Source organism: Nonomuraea recticatena, assembly GCF_039533245.1.
GTDB lineage: Bacteria > Actinomycetota > Actinomycetes > Streptosporangiales > Streptosporangiaceae > Nonomuraea > Nonomuraea roseola.
Genome location: NZ_BAAATE010000002.1, coordinates 232,519 through 249,281, shown reverse-complemented (window position 1 = coordinate 249,281; position 16,763 = coordinate 232,519). Strand labels below are relative to the sequence as shown.

The following is a 16,763-nucleotide window of genomic DNA, read 5'->3' as shown; positions in this document are numbered from 1 at the left end:
GGGGCCGGGCCGGCCGGCTCAGCCCGACACCGCGCGGCCGAAGCGGGCCAGCAGCTCGCGCAGCTGGTCGCGTTCGGGCGGCGTGAAGGCCTTCTCGATCCTGCGCTCGATCTCCACGGCGGCCGCGTCGGCGACCTCCAGCGCCTGCCTGCCCTGCTCGGTGAGGTGCGTCTCGAGCATCTGGCGGTGCCAGGCGTGCGGGCGGCGCTCGATCAGGCCGCGCTCGAGCAGGTTCTTCAGCACGACGTTCGAGGCCTGCGGCGTGACCAGGCACTGCCTGGCGAGGGCGGCGTTGGAGATGCCAGGGTTGCCCGCCAGGACGAGCAGCGCCGCGTACTGCGGCACGGTGAGGCCCGCCCGCTTCACGGCCGCGTGCTTGGCGGCCATGAGCAGCTGTTCGGCGCGCTTCACGTCGAGCCCGAGTCGCTCCTCGGCAGGCATTCCCATGCCAGAACCATACAGGTGCTGACAACCATCAAAGCTTTGATAGTGTCCTCGGCCATGAGCGTGATTCCCGACAGCCATGTCGATCTGCTGACCCGCCCGCTGTTCGCCCACCTGGCGACGCTGATGCCCGACGGCACGCCGCAGGTGACGCCCGTCTGGACGATCTGGGACGGCGAGTTCCTCCGCTTCACCACGACCACGGACCGGCAGAAGGGCAGGAACGCCGCCGAGCGGCCCTCGATCTCGCTGTCGATCAACGACCCCGAGGCCCCCTACCGGTACCTGGAGGTGCGCGGCGTGGTCGAACGCGTCGAGCCCGACCCCGGGGGCGACTTCTTCGACGTCCTGGCCAGGCGGTACGGGCTGGAGTACGAGGCGCCCGTGGGCGACGCCGAGCGGCGCGTGACGCTGGTGATGCGCCCCCTGCGCTGCACCAGCCAGTAGGGCCTCAGCTCGAGGCGGCGCGGGCCCTCAGGACCGGCTCGGTGATGGGGTTCTCGTGGGTGCCTTCGGAGACGCAGGCGTGGGCCCCCGCGATCGAGCCGAGGCGGACGCACTCCTGCACGGGCTCGCCGCGCAGCAGGCCGTACAGGAAGCCGGAGACGAAGGCGTCGCCCGCGCCGTTGGAGTCGACGACCGGCCCCGGCAGCGGCGCGGCGGGGAAGGCGCGCACGTCCGCGTCGCGGGTGAGCACCAGGCAGCCGCGCGGCCCGTCGGTGCACACCACGGTGTGGGCGCGCCCGTTCGCCAGGATGTGCCGCATCGTCGCGGCGGGGTCGGCCAGCGCCGTGGCCGACAGGAAGACCAGGCCGGAGCGGTAGGCGAAGTCCTTGTGGTAGTCGGAGGAGCCGTCCCAGTCGTGCAGGTCGGTGGAGGTCGGCACGTCGTCGGGCAGGTCGGCGTAGACGTGCCGGGAGAAGTCGGTGATCGAGACGTGCACGTGGCGGGCGGGCCGCAGGTACAGCTCGCGGGGCAGCACCTCGCCCGGCACGCCCCTGGGGTCGAACAGGGAGGTCCTGCGGCCGTCGGGGCCCACCAGCAGGACGCTGCGGCGGGTGCCCGCGGCCGAAGGGGCCCACACGAAGTCGACGCCCTTGGCGGCCAGGTGCTCCCTGATCAGCCTGCCCTGCGGGTCGTCGCCGATGAGGTCGGCGAAGCGGGTCCGCAGGCCGAGCGCGGTGCAGCCCAGCGCCACGCCCGCGCCCGTGTTGCCGATGCGGTCGACGACAGGGGGGACGGCGTAGGTGTCGGCGTAGGGCAGGGGCAGCTCGGGCACGTAGACGGTGCTGTCGACCCCCGCGCCGCCGATGACCAGCACGTCGTACATTCGTCGTCTCCTGGAGGTGCGGTCAGCGGTTGACGAGGGGCCCGGAGCCGGTGGAGCCGCGCACCACGAGCTCGGGCTGGAAGATGAGCTCGACGCGCCGCGCCTGCGCCCCGTTGACCTCCTCGAGCAGCGTGGCGACGGCCGCCGAGGCCATGGCGCCGATCGGCTTGCGGACCGTGGTCAGCGGCGGGTCGGTGAAGGCGATCAGCGGCGAGTCGTCGAAGCCGACCACCGACACGTCGCCTGGCACGGCCAGCCCGCGCTCCCTGCACGCCCTGATGGCGCCGAGCGCCATCAGGTCGCTGGCGCAGACGATGCCGGTGCACCCCTTGGCCAGCAGCTGCGCCGCGGCCGCCTGGCCGCCCTCGACGGAGAAGAGGGAGTGCGCGACCAGGTCGCCGGTATCGCCTGCCCCCAGCAGTTGCGTCATCGCCTGCTGGTAGCCCTCGATCTTCCTGATCACCGGCACGAACCTGCGGGGGCCCGTGGCCAGCCCGATGCGCTCGTGCCCGAGGTCGACCAGGTGCTGGACGGCCAGGCGCGAGGCCAGCCTGTCGTCGGGCGAGATGAAGGGCGCGTCGATGTCGTCGTTGTAACCGTCGACCAGCACGATCGGCAGGCCGCGGTCGATCAGCCTGGTGTAGCGGTCCATCCGCGCGGTGGTGTCGGCGTGCAGGCCCGAGACGAAGACGATGCCGCTGACGCCCCTGTCGACCAGCAGCTCGGTGAACTCGTCCTCGGGCGCGCCCCCCGGCATCTGCGTGCACAGGACCGGCGTGTAGCCGTTGTGGGTCAGCGCCTTCTCGATGGCCTGCGCGAAGGCGGGGAAGATCGGATTGTCCAGCTCGGGTGTCACCAGCCCGATCAGCCCGTTGCTGCGCTGGCGCAGCCGCTGCGGCCGTTCGTAGCCCATGAGGTCGAGCGCGGTCATCACGGCCTGCCTGGTGGCCGAGGAGACTCCCGGCTTGCCGTTGAGCACCCGGCTGACCGTGGCCTCGCTCACCCCTGCGTGGGCGGCGATGTCGGAGAGTCGGGCGTGACCGTTCATGATGGACACTTTACGCAACCTTGGCTCTCCACCACGTGGCGGAGTCGGGAGCGAGCGTGCCGGGCTCGACCGGCCCGCTCGACAGGACGGGCTCGCCGGGAGCGGGGAAGGCGATCTCCGAGCCGGTGAGGTTGACCGTGCAGACGAAGCCGTCGTCGCGGCTGAAGACCAGCGTGCCTTCCGGTGAGTCGGACCAGCGCAGCTCGCCCGACACGGTACGGCGCAGCCGCAGCGCCTCACGGTAGAGGGAGAGCATCGAGCCGGCCTCGCCGCTCTGCGCCTCGACGCTCAGCGGGCCCCATCCGGCCGGCATGGGCAGCCACGGGCTGCTCCAGCCGTACCCCTCGGCCGAGGTCCAGGGCATCGGCACCCTGCAGCCGTCGCGGCCGCTGTCGGGGTCGCGCAGCCGCTGAGGGTCGAGGCAGAACTCCTCCGGCAGGTCGAGCACCTCGGGCAGGCCGAGCTCCTCGCCGTTGTAGACGTAGGCCGAGCCGGGCAGCGCGAGCATGAGCAGGGCGGCCGCGCGGGCCCTCTCGACGCTGCCGAAGCGGGTGACGTGCCGCTTGACGTCGTGGTTCGACAGCACCCACGTGGAGGGGGCGCCGACGGAGGCGGCGGTCTCCAGCGACTCGGTGATCACGTGGCGCAGAGGGCCCGCCTCCCACCGCGTGCCCAGGTAGTGGAAGTTGAAGGCCTGGTGGAGCTCGTCGGGGCGCACGTAGCGGGCGAGCCGCTCAGGCGTCGGCGCCCACGCCTCCGCCACGCCGATGCGCTCGCCGGGGTAGGAGTCGAGGATCTTGCGCCAGGAGCGGTGGATCTCGTGGACGGCGTCGTTGTCGAAGTACGGCACGACGTCGCTGCCGATCATGCGGACCTGGTCGGCGTGGCCGATGTCGGGCAGCCCCTCGGGCTTGACCATGCCGTGCGCGACGTCGACGCGGAAGCCGTCGACGCCCAGGTCGAGCCAGAAGCGCAGGACCGACTCGAACTCGGCGCGCACCTCGGGGTGGTCCCAGTTGAGGTCGGGCTGGCTCGAGTCGAACAGGTGCAGGTACCACTGGCCGTCCTCGACCTGCGTCCAGGCCGACCCTCCGAAGATCGACTCCCAGTCGTTCGGCTGGTCGCGGAAGATGTAGCGGTCGCGGTTGACGCCGCGCAGCGCCTCCTGGAACCAAGGGTGGGCCGAGGAGGTGTGGTTGGGCACGATGTCCACGATCACCCTGATGCCCAGGCCGTGCGCCTCGTCGATGAGCGCCTTGGCGTCGCCGAGCGTGCCGAACAGCGGGTCGACGTCGCGGTAGTCGGCCACGTCGTAGCCGAAGTCGGCCATCGGCGAGGTGTAGAAGGGCGTGAGCCAGATCGCGTCGACGCCGAGGTCGGCCAGGTAGCCCAGCCGGTCGCGGGCGCCGATCAGGTCGCCGACGCCGTCGCCGTTGCCGTCGGCGAAGCTGCGCACGTACACCTGGTAGATCACGGCGTCACGCCACCAGCGGGTGGCTGCCGAAGTATGGATCATGGAAAACGTGTCCCCCGAGATACAGGTCCCTCCTTGTGACGGAACCACCTCATATGAAAGAGCTTGCCGTAAGTTTACGCAAGCCTTTCCAAAGTGGGATTTTTCGCAATAAGGCGTGGCGAAGGGGCTTACGGCCACACCAAAACCTTGCTCAGCAGGGGCTCTGGGGACGCGCACCGCGCGGGGCCCGAGACGTTGACCTTGAAACCGAAACACGACGGTTACTGAATTTTCATGTCAAGTCTGGACACACGGGGGAACACGCGATGTACTACCTCATCAATCAGCCCCGTCACAGGTGACGTCTCACGCCCGCCAAGCAGCGGTGACTCCCCCTAACGCGGGAGTCTGATGCGGATCTACAAGGGTGGAGCGGACCCATGAGCACCGTCGTCCTGGACAAGGTCACCAAGGTCTACCCCGGGGGATACCTGGCGGTCGACAGGTTGAGTCTGCGCGCCGAAGACGGGGAGTTCCTCGTGCTGCTCGGGCCCTCCGGCTGCGGCAAGTCGACACTGCTGCGCATGATCGCGGGCCTGGAGGAGGTCACCGACGGCGACCTGTGGCTCGACGGCGAGCTCGCCAACCACCTCGCGCCCCGCGACCGCGACGTCGCGATGGTGTTCCAGAACGGCGCGTTATATCCGCACCGCACGGTGCGCGGCAACATGGCCTTCCCGCTGGAGATCGCCAAGGCCGATCCCGCGCTGGTGAAGGAGCGCGTGACGGAGCTGTCGAAGGCCCTGCACATCGACGAGACCCTCGACCGCAGGCCCGGCACCCTGTCGGGCGGCCAGCGGCAGCGTGTGGCGATGGGCCGCGCGATCGTCCGTCAGCCGAAGATCTTCCTCATGGACGAGCCGCTGTCCAACCTCGACGCGGGCATGCGCACCGAGCTGCGCATGGAGATCTCCTCCCTGGTCCGCTCGCTCGGCGTCACCACCATCTACGTCACCCACGACCAGGTCGAGGCGCTCACCCTGGCCGACCGCATCGCCATCATGAACCGCGGCGTGCTCCAGGACGTCGGCACACCAGGGCAGATCTACAACGACCCCGCGACCGCCTTCGTCGCCGCCTTCCTCAGCTCCCAGCAGCTCAACCTGCTGGCCGCCACCGTGCGCACTCCGCAGAACCAGTACGTGCTGCTCGACTTCGGCCCCCACCAGCTGGTGATCCCGTGGAGCGATCCCAGGGCCTACGCGATCTCGCAGCACACCGGCGGCCAGATCATCGTCGGCATCAGGCCCGACGGCCTCGCCCCCGTCCAGGAGTCCTACGAGGGGCCGAGCTTCTACGGCAGGGTCAGGGCGCTGGAGTACCACGGGCACGAGTGGCTGGCCTACGTGGAGTGCGGCGTGCCGGCGGTGGCCGTGCCCGAACCGCCCGACCCCCGCCAGAACGCCCACGGCAACGAGGGCGGAGGCGGCGGCCTACGCGCGATGGTACGCAGGATGTTCGGCTCCGAGCCCGACGAGCACGCCCAGCAGGAGCAGGTCGGCCACAACCTGCGCGACGGCCACCACCGCAGGGCCGACCTGATCGTCAGGCTCGGTGTACGGCCCGCGTGGCGCACGGGCGACGCGGCGAAGATCGGCGTGGACGTCACGCGCCTCATGCTCTTCAGGCTCGACGGCAGCCGCATCGACCCGCCCCGCCGCTGACCCCCGTCTCCGTCTCGGCCTCCGCCTCGACCTCCACCACGGCCTCCGCCACGGCCTCCGCCACGGCCTCCGCCAGGGTCCGCGGAGTCCCCCGCGTCCCCTCAGTCGTTGACAGGCTCGAAGCGGGCGGCCATGCGGGAGACCACCTCCACGATGCGGGCCGCGCGGTCGAGTTCGGCGCGGTGGAACGGCGGGCCCTCGGAGCGGGCCACGACGAGGTTCATGGCCGTCCCCTTCACGGGCAGCACCATCAGGCGGCGTTCGCCTGTCACGTGGACGGCCGGGCGGAGCGGCGGCGGCGCGGCCAGCTCGAAGAGGGACGGCGCGGCCAGGCTCGCGTGCCGTACGACACCGTCGGCCAGCGCGAGCGCCCACTCTCCCCCGCACAGCCCGGGCAGCGCGTCCACCAGCGTGGCGAAGCCCCGCGCGGGATCGCCCGCCACGTGCATCAGCAGGTCGTAGTCGAGCGCCGAGCCCGGCACCTCCTTGGTCGGCCAGACCCCCTCGACCTTGACGCCCGGCACGGACGACAGACGCTCGTGGACCGCAGCCGGAGTGGTCGTGCCCGGCCACGAGACCGTGAAGTCGTCCACAGCCCTCCCTGCCTCCCGTTCGAGCACGGTGACCTGCAGGATGTCGGCGCCGAGCGCGCCTAGCACGCGCGCCACCTGGCCGAGTCCTCCAGGGCGGTCCGGCAGGGACACCCTCAGTCGCAGCAACATCGCATCTCCCCCTTTCAGGGCTCACACAGTGCCGCAGCGAGATTTCCAGGGCGTTTCTGGGCTATGTCCAGCATGCTGCCCATTTACCCGTTTTGTCGACACTGGACACCAAAGGGTTGGAAAACCGGACTCACTAGGGATAGTGTGCATCCAGTTTTCCAACTCACAACGGGACGGGGATGCGATGCGTGACGCCGTGATCGTGCAGGCCGTACGAACTCCCATCGGCAAGGGCAAGCCGCGGGGCGCCCTCGCCCATGTCCACCCTGTCGAGCTCCTCGCCCACACGCTGCGCGAACTGGTCGCCCGCAGCGGGATCGACCCCGCGCTCGTCGACGACGTGATCGGCGGCTGCGTCGACCAGGTGGGCGAGCAGGCGATGAACACCACCCGCTACGCCTGGCTGTCCGCGGGCTTCCCCGACGAGGTCCCCGCGGTGACGGTGGACAGGCAGTGCGGCTCCTCGCAGCAGGCCGTCCACTTCGCCGCTCAGGGCGTCATCTCGGGCGCCTACGACCTGGTCGTCGCCTGCGGCGTGGACTCGATGAGCAGGGTGCCGATGTGGTCGAACGTGCCGCAGGGCGCCGACCCCTTCGGGCCCGGCGTCGCGGCCCGCTTCCCCGAGGGGCTGGTGCCGCAGGGCATCAGCGCGGAGCTGATCGCCGCCAAGTGGGGCCTGTCGCGGGAGGCCATGGACGCCTTCTCGATGGGCTCGCACGTCAAGGCGGCCGCCGCCGACCTCTCCGAGGAGATCGCGCCGATCGACGGCGTCGACAGGGACGAGTCGGTGCGGCCGGGCACCACGATGGAGGTCCTGGCCGGGCTCAGGCCCGCCTTCACCGACCCTGGATACGCCGAGCGCTTCCCGCAGATCAACTGGTCGGTCACGGCGGGCAACGCCAGCCCCACCAACGACGGCGCCGCGGCCGTGCTGATCACCACCAGCGAGAACGCGGCCAGGCTCGGCCTGCGCCCGATGGCCAGGCTGCACTCCTTCGCCGTCACGGGCTCCGACCCGCTGCTCATGCTGACAGGGGTCATCCCCGCCACCGAGAAGGTCCTCAGGCGCGCGGGACTGGCGCTGTCCGACATCGACCTGTTCGAGGTCAACGAGGCGTTCGCGAGCGTGGTGCTGGCCTGGCTGCAGGAGACGGGCGCCGACCCTGCCAAGGTCAACGTGAACGGCGGCGCGATCGCGCTCGGCCACCCGCTCGGGGCCAGCGGCGCGCGCATCATGACCACGCTGGTCCACGCCATGCGTCAGCGCGGCGCCCGTTACGCGCTGCAGACGATGTGCGAGGCGGGCGGCCTGGCCAACGCCACCGTCCTGGAGTCCCTCCGATGAGGATCCTCGGTGCTGTCGCTCATCGCCTTCCCCCAGGTCGCCACGTACGCCGCCGCTGAGGCCGCGGCGTGGTCGCTGACGGCGGGCACGCCCGCCTGAGTGGCGGCGTGGGTGTCACTGCTGGTAGGCGCCGGCGTCGGGAGCGGCGCCGAGGGCCTTGCCGGTGAAGTCCTTGCCCAGCGCGGCGCCGCCGTACCAGGCGGGGCCGAGGGGCAGGCCCCTGTCGAGAGCCGGTGAGCCGGGGCTCAGGCGCAGGTCGGTGCGGGAGACGAAGCGCGGGTCGGCGATCACCGTCCTGGGGCCCGCCTTGAAGCGCTTGGATCGTCCCTTGTAGACGCTTCCGCCCTCGTCGGCGCCCTTGCCGTCCTCCCAGCCCATCTCCCCGCCGACCACGATCACGTTGTTGCGCAGCTTGAGGATGTCGGGGGAGCACCCGTCGTGGCAGGACCAGCCGATGGTCCTCGAGCCCGGCAGGTAGACGGAGTTGTGCACCGCGACCGTGCCCTTGACGGGTCCGACGATGTGCCGCGAGCCGCGTGTCACCAGGAAGGAGCCGAGCTTGCGCGCGGAGGTCACCACGTTGAAGGCGAACACGTTGCCCGTCGCCGTCGTGCCCTTCTTCGCGCCGAGTTCGGTGAACGTGTGGTTGTCGCGGGAGAGGTTGTGCGTGACCCTGTTGCGGTCGCCGCTGAAGATCTCGACCGCGGCGCCGTCCAGGCCGTAGTCCTTGCTAGCGGCGGTGCTGCCGGTGATGGAGTTGCCGGTGATCAGGTTGTCGTCGCCGTTGACCAGCACGCCGAAGGCGCCCGAGTCGTTGTCGCCGCCCTCGTCGTTGACGCTCATCCTGTTGTTGCCGGTCAGCCAGCTGTTCCTGACGGTGTTGCGGGCTCCCTCGGGGGTGATGTGGACGCCCGCGATGTTGCGGTCGGCCGCCACCCCGACGAGCTCGTTGCCGTCGCCCGAGATCTCGAACCCCGCCCACTGGCAGTTGCTGGCCCGCAGCCCCGACACGCGCCAGTAGTTGCCGCTGATCACCACGCAGTGGGCGTCCTGGCCGCTGAGCTTCGGGGCTGCGCCCTTGCCGTACGGCTGGACCACGATCGGCCGGGCGGCGGTGCCCTTGGCGGACAGCTCCAGCGGACCGTTCCAGCTGCTGCCCCTCTTGAGGTTGACGGTGTCGCCCGGCTCGAGCGTCGTGGCGTTCAGCGTGGAAAGGCTCTTCCACGCTGTCGCCGCGCTGGTGCCCGCGGCCGAGTCGTCACCCGCCTTGGAGTCGACGTAGTACGTCGTGCCTGCCGCTCCCTCCGCCAGGGGAAGTGCGGGAAACAGCAGAAGGGCCACGGCCAGCGACTTCATCGGGGCACCACTCATCTAGTTGAAAGGCGAATCGTCAGGGGCAATACCGTAGCGTGATCACGCCTCCACCGACAGACGCCAGATGCGCAGAGAGGGACCTTCACCCGGCAGCACGAGCGGCGAGAGGTCTCCCGCGTTGTAGACGCCCCGAGCGGCGCCCGCCAGCGGCAGCTCGAGCGGCTCGCCCGGCGCCCTGCGGGCGCACACCAGCAGCGACTCCTCGGCCGTCTCCCGAAGGAACACCAGGCAGTCGGCGGAGGCGTGCAGCCAGCGAAGACCGCCCCTGCGCAGCGCGGGCTCGGCCCTGCGCAGGCCGAGCAGCGCCCGGTAGGCGGCGTGGGTCGGCTCGTCGCGGTCCTGCGGCCTGTTCCACGGCATGGGAGTGCGTGAGTACTCACCGTTGGCGCCGGTCAGACCGAACTCACTGCCCGCGAACACCATCGGTGTCCCCGGCAGCGTGGCCTGCAGGCCGACCGCCACCTCGTGCAGCTCGCGCGAGCCCGTGACGGTGCGGATGCGGGGCGAGTCGTGGGAGTCGAGCAGCTGCCAGGAGTGGACCAGCGAGCGCCACGACATGTGCGCGGCGAACTCCCTGAAGGTCGCCACGGCCGCCTCGCCGTCGCGGCGCGGCACCCCGCCCGGCACGCCGAGGAAGTGCGTCAGCTCCAGGTCGTCGCCGCGCAGCCACGTCCAGACGGGGCGGGTGAAGCCGCCGTAGTTCATGGTGCCGTGCCAGCCGTTCCTGTCGAGGTCGGCGGAGGCGTCGTGGTTGTGCTCGGCGATGAAGGCCGCGCCCTCGGGGCGCAGCATGGCGGCCACCTCGTGGTTGCGGTCGTCGGCGCCGAGCCTGCCCGTCATGTTGGCCACGTCGACGCGCCAGCCGTCGAGCACGCCGAGCCATCTGCGCAGGACGGCGGGCATGCGCGTGCGGACCAGCTCGCTGGCCCAGTTGAGCTTGGGCAGCGTCTTGACGCCCCACCAGGACTCGTAGTCGCCGGTGTCGGGGTCGAAGTAGAACATCTCGCGCTCGGGGGCGTTGACGTCGGAGATGGCCGCGGTGAACCACTCGTGCGAGTCGCCTGTGTGGTTGGTCGTGATGTCGCCGAGCAGCCTCATGCCGCGCGCGTGCAGCGCGTCGGACAGCCGGATGAGCGCCTCGTCGCCGCCGAGCAGCGGGTCGACGTGGTCGAAGCTCGCCGCGTCGTAGCGGTGGTTGGAGCGCGAGGGGAAGAAGGGCGTGAGGTAGACGGTGTCGGCGCCGAGCGCCTGGATGTGGTCGAGCCGCTCGGTGATGCCGTCGAGGTCGCCGCCGTAGAGCTGCTCGGGCGTGCCGGGGCCCTCCCCGATGACGGGGTCGCCGTCCCACGAGGCGGGCAGCGCCCACGAGGGAAGGTCCTTGCGGGGACGGGCGCTGGCGAACCTGTCGGGGAAGATCTGGTAGACGATCGCGTCGGCCATCCACTCCGGCGGCGCCTCATGGGAAACCAGCCTGAAATCGGTGGAGTCGGTCACGTCGTGACCGGTGAGGCCCGAGGCGTTCAGCCACCGCTGGCCCTGGCCGGAGATCAGCAGGAAGCGGTACGGCACGACGGGGTTGACCGCCGTGATCGTCGCCTTCCACCAGGTGTCGCCCTCGCCGTACCCGCCGAGCCCCTTCCTCGAGGGGTCGGGGGCGGCCGCCGTGTAGCGCGGCTCGCCGTCGTAGACGGTGCGCACGTGCACCGCGTCCATGGCCAGACCCTGCGGCACGCGCAGCCACACGCTCACCTCCTCGCCGAGGCAGGGGGCGAGCGTGGAGACGTACAGGGACGAGCCGTCGTGATGCGGCTGGTCGAGGTAGTGCAAGAAAGGTCCTTACCCCTTGACCGCGCCCGCGGTCAGACCGGAAACGATGAACTTCTGCAACCAGAGGAACACACTCACTGTCGGGATCGCGGTAATGAGCGTGGCCGCGGCGAACATGCCGAAGTTGGCGTTGCGTCCGTCGCCGGCGATCATGCCGTACATGCCGACCGCGAGCGTCTTGCTCTCGGTGTCGCGCAGGAAGATGTTGGCCATCAGGAACTCGCTCATCGTGCCGATGAAGGCCAGCAGCGCGGTGACCGCCAGGATGGGCGTGACCAGCGGCATGATGATCTTCCAGAAGACCTGCGCGTGGGTGGCTCCGTCGACCGTGGCCGACTCGTCGAGCTCCTTGGGGATGGTGTCGAGGAAGCCCTTCATCAGCCAGGTGTTCACCCCGAGCGCGCCGCCCAGGTAGAGCAGCAGGATGCCCCAGGTGGTGTTGAAGCCGAACGCGGGGTACAGCTCGCTGACCCTGGTGAAGATCATGAAGATCGTCACGATGGCCAGGAACTGCGGGAACATCTGGATCAGCAGCAGCGCGAGCAGGCCGACGCGGCGGCCCGCGAAGCGCATGCGGCTGAAGGCGTAGGCGGCGAACATCGACAGCAGCAGGCTCGCCGAGGAGGAGGCCAGCGCGATGAACACCGAGTTGAACACCCAGCGGCCGAAGGGATAGGTGTCGGAGGAGAACAGCTTCGCGAAGTTGTCGAAGCTCGCCCCGTTGGGCACCAGGTCGGAGGAGGCGAGCGTGCCGAGCGGGTTGATGGCCGCCGAGACCACGAACAGGATGGGGAACAGCGCGAAGGCGCACACCAGCAACACGAAGGCGTGCCTGAGAGCCAGCTTCATGCGTACACGTCCTCCTGCTTGCGGGTGCGCCTGAAGGTGATCGCCGAGATCGTCGCGACGATCGCGAAGATGAATACCGACATCGTCGCGGCCAGCCCGAACTGCGCCGAGCCCGTGCCGAACGCCAGCCTGACGGTGTAGCTGATCAGCAGGTCGGTGCCGCCCACGGTCGGGCTCTCCGCGGGGAAGGGCCCTCCGTCGGTGGTCAGCGCGATCGCGTTGTAGTTGTTGAAGTTGAAGGCGAAGGAGGAGATCAGCAGCGGGGTGAGCGCCACCAGCAGCAGCGGCAGCGTCACCTTGCGGAAGGCGTACCACGGCGGCGCCCCGTCGATGGAGGCCGCCTCGGTCAGCTCGCGCGGGATCGCCTGCAGCGCGCCGGTGGTGACGAGGAACATGTAGGGGAAGCCCAGCCAGGTGTTGACGAGGATGACGGCGAACTTGGCCGACAGCATCCCGCCCATCCAGTCGACGTCGAGCCCGAACAGCTGGTTGATCAGGCCGAAGTCACGGTTGAACATGTCGCGCCAGACCAGCAGCATCGCGAAGGCCGGCATCGCGTACGGCAGGATCAGCGCGATCCTGTAGAACTTCGTGCCGCGCATCTTCGGGTGGTGCAGCGCCAGCGCCACGCCCATGCCGAGGGCGAAGGTGGTCAGCACCGACAGCACCGCGAAGGTCATGTTCCAGGTGAACATGCCGAGGAAGTGGGCCGAGAGCGTCGGGTCGGTCAGCACGCGGACGAAGTTGGCGAAGCCGACGTTGACCTGCCAGCCCTGCGCCAGGTGCTCGCCCTTGGCGTTGACGAAGTAACCCTGCGACTCGTCGGCCTGCCAGCTGTCGCCGTCGCCCTTGACGCAGTCGCAGCCCACGTCGTAGGTCAGCGCCGCCCTGCCCTCGACCGCCCTGCTCAGGCCGTTGGCCTTGATCAGGCCGCCCCGGGTCGGGACGGCCAGCTCGGCGATCTGATCGGCGCGGGCCGCGGCCTGCGGTGCCTTGAGCACCGTGTAGCCGGGCGCCTCCAGCACCTTGCCCGTCACGCCCAGCCTGGCTCCCTGGACGGCTGTCAGCCCGTCGGGCGAGCCCTCCTGCACCTGCTTGGTCTTCGGGTCGACCAGCAGGAAGACCAGGATGTCGCCCTTGAGCGCGGCGCTCAGGCCGTACTCGGGCGAGCCGGGGGCCTGCCGTACCGACCCCGTCTCGATCGCCGAGATCGCGGCCGCCTTGTCGCCCCTGTGGCCGTCGCCGAAGTTGGTGAAGGCGGTGCTCACCGTGTAGATCACGGGGAAGACCTGGAAGGCGAGCAGGAAGACCGTGCCGGGCACGAGGTACTTGGCGGGCACGAAGCGGCGGGTCAGGTAGAGGTAGCCGATGCCCGCGCCGGCCAGCAGGAGCAGGATCAGCGAGAGCCACGACTCGGCCGCGACCAGCGGCGGCACGGCGTAGAGCAGGATGGCGGCGGCCACGGCCAGCACGGCGATCCTGCTCACCACGAAGGCGGTGGTCAGCTCGCGACGGGGCCGCGGAGGGGTCGTGACCTCCGCGGCCTCACGCACGTCCAGGGACATGGGCTAGTTCTTCAGCGAGCCGTCGATGGTCTTCTGCGCCGACTCGGCGGCCTTGACCGGGTCGCTGCCCTTGACGACGGCGGCCTCGGCGATGCCGAACGGCTCCCAGATGGCCGACATCTGGGGGATGGCCGGCATCGGGATGCCGCCCGCTCCCGCCTCGATGAACTTGCCGGCGTCGGGGTCGGCCGCCTTGACGGCGTCGAGCGCGGCGGTCAGGGCCGGAGGACGCGGGTCGGCGTCGTAGAGGGCCTTGGCGACGTCGGGGTTGGTCACGTAGTTGGTGACGAACTCCTGGGCGAGAGTCTTGCTGGCGCCCTTGGAGGCGACGAAGAAGGCCTGGACCCCCACGAACGGCGTGGCGGGCTTGCCGTCCTTGAAGGCGGGCACGGCGGTGACGTCGTAGGCGACACCGCTCTTCTTGACGTCGGCCATCGCCCACGGGCCGGAGACCAGGAAGGCGCACTTGCCGCCGGCGAAGGTGGGGATGCTGTTCTCGTTGGTGAGCGAGGTCTTCAGGGCCGCGTCGCCCTTCTCGCCGAGCTCGGCGAGCTTCTCGAAGGCGGCCTGCGACTCCTTGGAGCCGACCAGCACCTGCTTGGGGTCGGGGTCGCCGGCGGAGGTGGTGCCGAAGATGGCGCCGCCCGCGGAGGAGAAGAGCGGGTAAACGTGGTAGGCGTCGCCCTTGGCGGTGACGGGGAGGCAGAGCACCTCCTTGACCTTGCCGGCCTTCTTCAGCTCCTTGCCCTTGGCGATCACGTCGTCGAAGGTGGCGGGGGCGTCGGGGGCGAGCTTGGTGTTGCGGATCAGCGCGACGTTCTCCATCGCGTACGGCGCGCCGTACACCTGGCCGTTGAAGGTGACGGCCTTGAGCGCGATCGGGGAGAAGGCGGCCTTCTGCTCCTCGGTCAGGTTGACCGGGTCGATGGCGCCGTTCTGCACCAGGTTGCCGATCCAGTCGTGGGCACCGACCGTGATGTCGGGGCCGCTGCCCTGCTGGGAGGCGGTGAGGAAGGTCTGCTGGTTGTCCTTGCTGATCTCCTTCACCTCCACCGTGACACCGTTCTCGGTGCCGAACTGCTCGGCGAAGGGCTTGAGGGCCTTCGTGCGGTTGGGGTCGGCCCAGATCACGAGCTTGCCGCTGCCCTTGTCGGCGGTGGCCGAGGCGCCGGCCGAGGGCGCGGAGCTGCTCGGCGCGGCCGACGACGTCGGCGCAGAACCACCGCAAGCGGTGGCGCCGAACGCCACGGTGGCCGCTGCGGCCACGCCCAGTGCTCGGATGCGCATGGGACCCTCCTGAGGTCAAGCAGCGCGAGTGCGGCGCGCCACTGAAAGATCCAGAAATAGCCGCCTTTGCGGCTTATGTTTCGGGGACGTTAGCGACTCTTTGCAAGAATTGGAAGAACTTGCGTAAGAGAGTTACCTCACCGCTACCTGGCATGGGACCGCATGGAGGGGGCGTGGAGGGCCCTTGACCCTCTTGCAAGTTTCCGTAACTTGCGCTTGAACATCTTCGCGCGGGATCCTCTCCGTGGACATCGTGGACATCGGGGAAGGACTGACCAATGCGCGGCAACGACGACTGGTGGCGCGACGCCGTCGTGTACCAGGTGTACCCCCGGAGCTTCGCCGACGGCAACGGCGACGGAACCGGCGATCTCATCGGGGTTCGCGAGCGCCTGGGCTACCTGTCCCAGCTGGGCGTCGACGCCATCTGGCTGAGCCCCTTCTACACCTCTCCGCTCAACGACGGCGGCTACGACGTGGCCGACTACCGCGACGTCGACCCGCGCTTCGGCACCCTGGCCGACTTCGACGCGATGATCGCCGACGCGCACGCGCGCGGCATCAGGGTGATCGTGGACATCGTGCCCAACCACACCTCCTCCGAGCACCCCTGGTTCAAGGAGGGCCTGCGCGACCGCTACATCTTCCGCGACCAGCCGAACGACTGGGAGTCGATCTTCGGAGGGCCGGCCTGGACACAGGTCGAGGACGGCCAGTGGTACCTGCACCTGTTCGACCCCACCCAGCCCGACCTCAACTGGGACCACCCCGCGGTCCGCGAGGAGTTCCGCGACATCCTGCGCTTCTGGCTCGACAGGGGCGTCGACGGGTTCAGGATCGACGTGGCGCACGGCATGGTCAAGGCGGAGGGCCTGCCCGACGTCGGCGACGACCTGCACGTGGAGATGCTCGGCCACGACAGCGTGCCGTACTTCGACCAGGACGGCGTGCACGAGATCTACCGCGAGTGGCGGCCCATCCTCGACTCCTACCAGGACGGCCGCATGGCGGTGGCCGAGGCGTGGGTCTCCTCCCCCGCCCGCCTGGCCCGCTACGTCGGCCCCGACGAACTGCACCAGGCCTTCAACTTCGAGTTCATGATGGCCGCCTACGGCGCCAAGTCCTTCCGCGACGTCATCGACAAGTCCCTGGCCGAGGCCGAGCTGGTCGGCGCGCCGACGACGTGGGTGCTGTCCAACCACGACAAGCCGCGCCACGTCACCCGCCACGGCGGGCTGGCCCGCGCCCGCGCGGCCACCCAGCTCATGCTGTCGCTGCCCGGCTCGGCCTACCTCTACAACGGCGAGGAGCTCGGCCTGCCCGAGGTGCTCGACCTGCCCGACGAGCTGAGGCAGGACCCCGCGTTCCTGCGTTCGGGCGAGAGCCGCGACGGCTGCAGGGTGCCGCTGCCCTGGACCTCCTCGGACGGCTTCGGCTGGCGCTCCCCCTGGCTGCCGATCCCCTCCACGTGGGGCCCGCTGAGCAGGGAGGCGCAGGAGGGCGACCCCGGCTCCACCCTGGCCTTCTACCGGGCCGCGCTGAAGCTGCGCAAGGAGCATCCGGCGCTCGGCGGCGGCGAGCTGACCTGGCTCGACTCGCCCAAGGACGTGCTGGCCTTCAGGCGCGAGCCCGGCCTGGTCGTGCTGGTCAACTTCGGCGAGACCCCCGTCGCCGGCCCCGGCGAGGTGCTGCTGGCCAGCGGCCCGCTCGCGGCCGACGGCTCGGTTCCTCCCGACACCGCGGTCTGGGCGAGCGCTGGGGAAGGATGACCTAATTTTTCCCTGATCGCGAG

General features: G+C 70.0%; 14 protein-coding genes. 4 read left to right on the top strand and 10 right to left on the bottom strand.

From position 1 onward, the window contains the following. Positions 1-18: 18 nt before the first annotated feature. Entirely contained in the window at positions 19-447 is a 429-nt protein-coding gene (locus ABFX50_RS04455) for a MarR family winged helix-turn-helix transcriptional regulator (protein WP_221241034.1), read from the bottom strand. Positions 448-501: 54 nt separating this feature from the next. On the opposite strand from ABFX50_RS04455, the gene ABFX50_RS04450 reads away from it, so the two are divergent. Further along, a complete protein-coding gene (locus tag ABFX50_RS04450) occupies positions 502-891 on the top strand; it encodes a PPOX class F420-dependent oxidoreductase (RefSeq protein WP_346143440.1) in 390 nt (129 codons plus the stop codon). 4 nt (positions 892-895) lie between these two features. Here ABFX50_RS04450 and ABFX50_RS04445 read toward each other — a convergent pair whose 3' ends face one another. From ABFX50_RS04445 to ABFX50_RS04435, 3 genes are read right to left on the bottom strand one after another with little or no spacing between them, the layout of a single operon-like run. After that, a complete protein-coding gene (locus ABFX50_RS04445) occupies positions 896-1,774 on the bottom strand; it encodes an adenosine kinase (protein ID WP_346143438.1) in 879 nt (292 codons plus the stop codon). Between the two features lie 22 nt (positions 1,775-1,796). After that, complete coding sequence (locus ABFX50_RS04440; RefSeq protein ID WP_346143436.1) at positions 1,797-2,822, bottom strand: LacI family DNA-binding transcriptional regulator; 1,026 nt, start codon at positions 2,820-2,822, stop codon at positions 1,797-1,799. A gap of 10 nt (positions 2,823-2,832) precedes the next feature. Next, positions 2,833-4,338 carry a glycoside hydrolase family 13 protein gene (locus ABFX50_RS04435; protein ID WP_346143434.1) on the bottom strand — a complete coding sequence of 502 codons (1,506 nt, stop codon included), beginning with the start codon at positions 4,336-4,338 and terminating at the stop codon, positions 2,833-2,835. Between the two features lie 380 nt (positions 4,339-4,718). Here ABFX50_RS04435 and ABFX50_RS04430 point away from each other — a divergent pair, with 380 nt between their 5' ends. Next, complete coding sequence (locus tag ABFX50_RS04430) at positions 4,719-6,002, top strand: ABC transporter ATP-binding protein (RefSeq protein WP_346143432.1); 1,284 nt, start codon at positions 4,719-4,721, stop codon at positions 6,000-6,002. 101 nt (positions 6,003-6,103) lie between these two features. Here ABFX50_RS04430 and ABFX50_RS04425 read toward each other — a convergent pair whose 3' ends face one another. Then, entirely contained in the window at positions 6,104-6,724 is a 621-nt protein-coding gene (locus tag ABFX50_RS04425) for an ACT domain-containing protein (RefSeq protein ID WP_346143430.1), read from the bottom strand. Positions 6,725-6,908: 184 nt separating this feature from the next. Between ABFX50_RS04425 and ABFX50_RS04420 the strand changes: the two genes are divergently transcribed. Further along, positions 6,909-8,069 carry a thiolase family protein gene (locus ABFX50_RS04420; protein WP_346143428.1) on the top strand — a complete coding sequence of 387 codons (1,161 nt, stop codon included), beginning with the start codon at positions 6,909-6,911 and terminating at the stop codon, positions 8,067-8,069. Between the two features lie 114 nt (positions 8,070-8,183). Here ABFX50_RS04420 and ABFX50_RS04415 read toward each other — a convergent pair whose 3' ends face one another. The 5 genes from ABFX50_RS04415 to ABFX50_RS04395 are packed head-to-tail and all read right to left on the bottom strand — an operon-like array spanning position 8,184 to position 14,971. Further along, the gene (locus ABFX50_RS04415; RefSeq protein ID WP_346143426.1) at positions 8,184-9,425 is read right to left on the bottom strand and encodes a right-handed parallel beta-helix repeat-containing protein; all 1,242 of its coding nucleotides are present in this window, start codon (positions 9,423-9,425) and stop codon (positions 8,184-8,186) included. Positions 9,426-9,482: 57 nt separating this feature from the next. Then, a complete protein-coding gene (locus tag ABFX50_RS04410; RefSeq protein WP_346143424.1) occupies positions 9,483-11,270 on the bottom strand; it encodes a glycoside hydrolase family 13 protein in 1,788 nt (595 codons plus the stop codon). A 9-nt stretch (positions 11,271-11,279) separates the two neighbouring features. Beyond that, positions 11,280-12,119, bottom strand: coding sequence for a sugar ABC transporter permease (locus ABFX50_RS04405; protein ID WP_346143422.1), 840 nt, complete (start codon positions 12,117-12,119; stop codon positions 11,280-11,282). After that, on the bottom strand, positions 12,116-13,684 hold the full coding sequence (locus tag ABFX50_RS04400; protein ID WP_346143420.1) for an ABC transporter permease subunit: 1,569 nt from the start codon (positions 13,682-13,684) through the stop codon (positions 12,116-12,118). Before ABFX50_RS04400 ends, ABFX50_RS04405 begins: the two co-directional genes overlap by 4 nt. Before the next feature lie 3 nt (positions 13,685-13,687). Next, positions 13,688-14,971, bottom strand: a complete 1,284-nt coding sequence (locus ABFX50_RS04395; RefSeq protein WP_346143418.1) for a sugar ABC transporter substrate-binding protein — start codon at positions 14,969-14,971, stop codon at positions 13,688-13,690. Positions 14,972-15,249: 278 nt separating this feature from the next. Between ABFX50_RS04395 and ABFX50_RS04390 the strand changes: the two genes are divergently transcribed. Next, positions 15,250-16,740, top strand: coding sequence for a glycoside hydrolase family 13 protein (locus ABFX50_RS04390; protein ID WP_346143416.1), 1,491 nt, complete (start codon positions 15,250-15,252; stop codon positions 16,738-16,740). The last annotated feature ends 23 nt before the right edge of the window (positions 16,741-16,763 follow it).

Excerpts from the sequence above, each read along its gene's own strand:
- ABFX50_RS04455 (WP_221241034.1), bottom strand. The coding sequence starts at position 447 with ATGGGAATGCCTGCCGAGGAGCGACTCGGGCTCGACGTGAAGCGCGCC.
- ABFX50_RS04450 (WP_346143440.1), top strand. The coding sequence starts at position 502 with ATGAGCGTGATTCCCGACAGCCATGTCGATCTGCTGACCCGCCCGCTG.
- ABFX50_RS04445 (WP_346143438.1), bottom strand. The coding sequence starts at position 1,774 with ATGTACGACGTGCTGGTCATCGGCGGCGCGGGGGTCGACAGCACCGTC.
- ABFX50_RS04440 (WP_346143436.1), bottom strand. The coding sequence starts at position 2,822 with ATGAACGGTCACGCCCGACTCTCCGACATCGCCGCCCACGCAGGGGTG.
- ABFX50_RS04435 (WP_346143434.1), bottom strand. The coding sequence starts at position 4,338 with ATGATCCATACTTCGGCAGCCACCCGCTGGTGGCGTGACGCCGTGATC.
- ABFX50_RS04430 (WP_346143432.1), top strand. The coding sequence starts at position 4,719 with ATGAGCACCGTCGTCCTGGACAAGGTCACCAAGGTCTACCCCGGGGGA.
- ABFX50_RS04425 (WP_346143430.1), bottom strand. The coding sequence starts at position 6,724 with ATGTTGCTGCGACTGAGGGTGTCCCTGCCGGACCGCCCTGGAGGACTC.
- ABFX50_RS04420 (WP_346143428.1), top strand. The coding sequence starts at position 6,909 with ATGCGTGACGCCGTGATCGTGCAGGCCGTACGAACTCCCATCGGCAAG.
- ABFX50_RS04415 (WP_346143426.1), bottom strand. The coding sequence starts at position 9,425 with ATGAAGTCGCTGGCCGTGGCCCTTCTGCTGTTTCCCGCACTTCCCCTG.
- ABFX50_RS04405 (WP_346143422.1), bottom strand. The coding sequence starts at position 12,119 with ATGAAGCTGGCTCTCAGGCACGCCTTCGTGTTGCTGGTGTGCGCCTTC.
- ABFX50_RS04400 (WP_346143420.1), bottom strand. The coding sequence starts at position 13,684 with ATGTCCCTGGACGTGCGTGAGGCCGCGGAGGTCACGACCCCTCCGCGG.
- ABFX50_RS04395 (WP_346143418.1), bottom strand. The coding sequence starts at position 14,971 with ATGCGCATCCGAGCACTGGGCGTGGCCGCAGCGGCCACCGTGGCGTTC.
- ABFX50_RS04390 (WP_346143416.1), top strand. The coding sequence starts at position 15,250 with ATGCGCGGCAACGACGACTGGTGGCGCGACGCCGTCGTGTACCAGGTG.